Origin of the sequence: Flavobacterium sp. TAB 87 (assembly GCF_001529295.1) — a bacterium.
In the GTDB taxonomy this organism is placed as follows: Bacteria; Bacteroidota; Bacteroidia; order Flavobacteriales; family Flavobacteriaceae; genus Flavobacterium.
The window spans coordinates 1-3,548 of record NZ_LLWK01000011.1; the positions used below are offsets into that span (position 1 = coordinate 1).

2 protein-coding genes are annotated in these 3,548 nt (G+C 35.3%); one reads left to right on the plus strand and one right to left on the minus strand.

Going from position 1 to position 3,548, the window contains the following annotated elements; all coding sequences use genetic code 11:
- The first annotated feature begins 150 nt into the window (after window positions 1–150).
- Complete coding sequence (locus AP058_RS00085) at window positions 151–1,596, plus strand: serine hydrolase domain-containing protein (RefSeq protein ID WP_066305323.1); 1,446 nt, start codon at window positions 151–153, stop codon at window positions 1,594–1,596.
- Between the two features lie 116 nt (window positions 1,597–1,712).
- Here AP058_RS00085 and ltrA read toward each other — a convergent pair whose 3' ends face one another.
- Window positions 1,713–2,966, minus strand: a complete 1,254-nt coding sequence (gene ltrA, locus AP058_RS00090; protein ID WP_066305326.1) for a group II intron reverse transcriptase/maturase — start codon at window positions 2,964–2,966, stop codon at window positions 1,713–1,715.
- Window positions 2,967–3,548 lie beyond the last annotated feature (582 nt).

Sequence of the window (3,548 nt, forward strand, 5' to 3'; positions counted from 1 at the left end):
GTGATGTGTTGCATTCTTAAAAATACGAAATTTAGTACTTTATTTCAACTGTTTTACTATATTTGTTTGAGTAAAAACGGAGGTTTTTTCACAGACTGACGTTAGCCGTAATTATAAAAAATCGCACTCAGAAAAAATCAATTTAAAAGAATGAATAAATCAATTTTTATCTTAAGTTTCTTATCTCTAACAATTTCCTGTTTTAGTCAAAAAGTAGAAAGCTCAAAAAAAGACTTAAAACAACAAATAGACAATTATCTAAAAGAAACAATTGAAGTTAACGAAATTCCAGGTTCAGCTGTTGCTGTTATAAAAAATGGAAGAATTATCTATGAGCATTATTATGGAAAAAGTTCAATAGATGATAATACGTTAGTAGATGAAAACAGCATTTTTAGATTATATTCAACGACTAAATTAATTACAGCAGTTGGAGTTTTTCAACTTATAGAAAAAAGCAAACTATCTTTAGAAGATAAAATCTCTAAATATTTAGATAATCTTCCTAAAGAATGGCAAGATGTCAAAATCAAAAACCTAATAACTCATTCATCAGGTTTACCGGATATTGTGAAATTTGAAGATATTCCGTATAATTTAGATGAAAAAGAAAAATGGATTCGCTTATACAAAAAGCCAATGGATTTTGAAACAGGAAATCAATACAGTTACAATCAAACAAATTATTGCTTACTCACAAAAATTATTGAAAGTGTTACTGGATTGATATTTGAGGATTATATATTAAAAAACCAATTTCCTACTGTGAAGAAAGGAGTGGTTTATTCTGCAAATGCATCAGAGTTCATTTCTAACAGAGTTACTCACCACGTGTTTAATTTTAAAAAGAATAAATACGAAAGATTTAATGCTGACCACGGTAAAATTCATAATTCAGGAAGTGGATTAAATATTACACTCAAAGAATTCATTGCTTGGAATGAAAGACTAGATAAAAATATTCTTTTAAAAAAAGCAACTAAAAGCTTAATGTGGAAACAATTTGAGTTTATTAACAAGAAAGATGACTTTCTTTATGGTTGGAGCATATATTCAACAAATAATATAAAATCATTTGGATTTAGTGGTGGTTATATGACAGCATTTAGAAAATTTACAGATAAAAATATAACAATAATATTTTTATCAAATGGCTACAAATTCTTCAATGTAGAAGAAAAAGTAATTAATCATTTAGCTGGAATTGTAGATGAAAGCTTAATAGATAAAAAATTGTTGGTCGAAGAAGAAATAACTACAGCATTTTTTAAAAATGATTTCGCAAAAGCGAAACAAACCTACTTTGTACTAAAAGATGAAAATTCAACTTTACATTTTGAAGATGTGTTGAATATGATCGGATATACTTTGATGAATAATGATAGATTAAACGATGCAATCAAAGTTTTAGAATTTAATTTAGAAGAAAATCCGAAATCATTCAATGCTTTTGATAGTTTGGCAGAAGGCTATTTTAATAATGGACAACTGGAAATTTCAAAAAGGAATTATCAAAAATCATTTGAATTGAATCCAGAAAATACTAACGCTAAAGAAATGATAAACAAAATTGATGAATTGTTGAAAAGCCAATAACTACGGCTAGTCGAGTAGGCAAAGGGGAATTTCACCCCTAAACCTCTCACAGAACCGTACGTGAACCTCTCAATTCATACGGCTCTTGTTATACAGTCGATAAAGTCTAAATAAATTTAGACCAATTTGTATCCCAATTCCCAATGATAGAACAGATTTGGATATGATTTTGTAATAAACCTAAGCCATTTTACGGCTTTGATCTTGCTTCCCTTGAAGCTTTTGTACTTGTTCAATATCCATCTGATCATACGATTGTGCAGGTAATAGAACACTGGTTGCAAGCTCCTACGACTTATCTTTCCATAATACTGAATCCAACCGCGGATCTTGGGGTTCAGCAGATTTGCTAAATCCTGTATCCCACGCTGGGTTTTATTATGAAAATCAAGTTTACGGAGCTCTCCCGTGATTCGAACTTTGGACTTTCGGCTCATTTTACAATCAAACTGAAGGAAGCTTCCGCCCTTTTTCAATCTGAACCGTATCGGCTGAAAACTAAAACCCAAGAAATCGAATTGCACAGGATAACCTTTGAGGTCTCTGCCCGCTTTCTTACAGTACACTATTTTAGTCTTCGCAGGATGTGCGGTCAAACCGCACTCTGTAAGACGTTCTTTTAGAACTGCAAGTGTATGGACAGCTTCCTCATGGCTTCTGCAATGGACAATCAAGTCATCTGCATAACGTACCATCTTTACCAGTGGATAGTATTTCTCTAACCATTTGTCCACACAATAATGCATGTATAGATTAGACAGCAATGGGCTGATTACCCCTCCTTGAGGTGTTCCTTTGCCCGTGGATATTTTAACTGTTCCATCTTCCAGTATTACTGGAGCTTCCAGCCACCGTTTGATGTAGAGCAACACCCACTTCTCCGAAACATGACGTTCCAAAGCTTTTAAAAGAAGGCCATGGTCTACATTCTCAAAGAATTCTTGTATGTCCAGATCTACCACCCAACTATATCGTAGCACGTTTTGACGTACAATCTCAATAGCTGTATGTGCACTCCTTTTGGGACGGTACCCATAAGAATTATTCGAAAATATGGATTCCAGTCTAGGTTCAAGGTACTGCTTTACTACTTGTTGTGCTATCCTGTCGCTTACAGTGGGTATACCCAAAGGTCGGGTTTTACCTCCCGCCTTAGGAATATTAACTCGCTTTACCGCAGGTGCAAAATAACTTCCCGATGCCAGTCTATTCCAAACTTTGTACAGTTCCTTGGAACGTACACTATCAAAATCCGATAGGGTTTGATGGTCTATTCCAGCGCTTCCTCTGTTACTTTTCACCTTCTTGTAGGACTCCCTCACCATCTCCTTGGTTATGGGGATCGACTTTGTTTGTTCTTTAAAAATCATCCTTACAATTTTAAGTTGTTCCTAAATTTAAACGGTATAACTGAAGTCCTTCGCTCCACTCCCATTACAGGAGTTTCAACACTACTACAACTTCATCCGCAACCTATGTACTCATTAGTAATCAACTTACAGGTATTTCCTGCTTGTGTTTTCCTTTTCGCATAATACATAGGCTTCCTGTGGTTCCACAATAAAGCCTGGATAGAAGTCATGCCCGCTTTATGACGGTTGCCGTATAGACAGTAATTAGGTGCCCTCTATACTTATCCCTGACTCCTCGATATAAACCAGGTTTTGACAACAACTGGTCATTTCGTCACTTCTTCGCAAGGTTCGCTTTCGCTCATCTCTTCTATCCTTACCTGACTATTTAAATAGCCTTTTCTTCTATCGCTTCACACATCTTTGTTGCCTTGGATGCGTCATAGAAGTGGTTTGATGAGTTTTCCTAAAAACCCTCATCGGAGGACCTACCTCCATCTTTATTATAGCTTACACAGCACACATCGAGTAGACGGCTCCGCTAGAAACTAACGGAGTGCGCCTCTCACACCACCGTACGTACGGGTCTCGTATACGGCG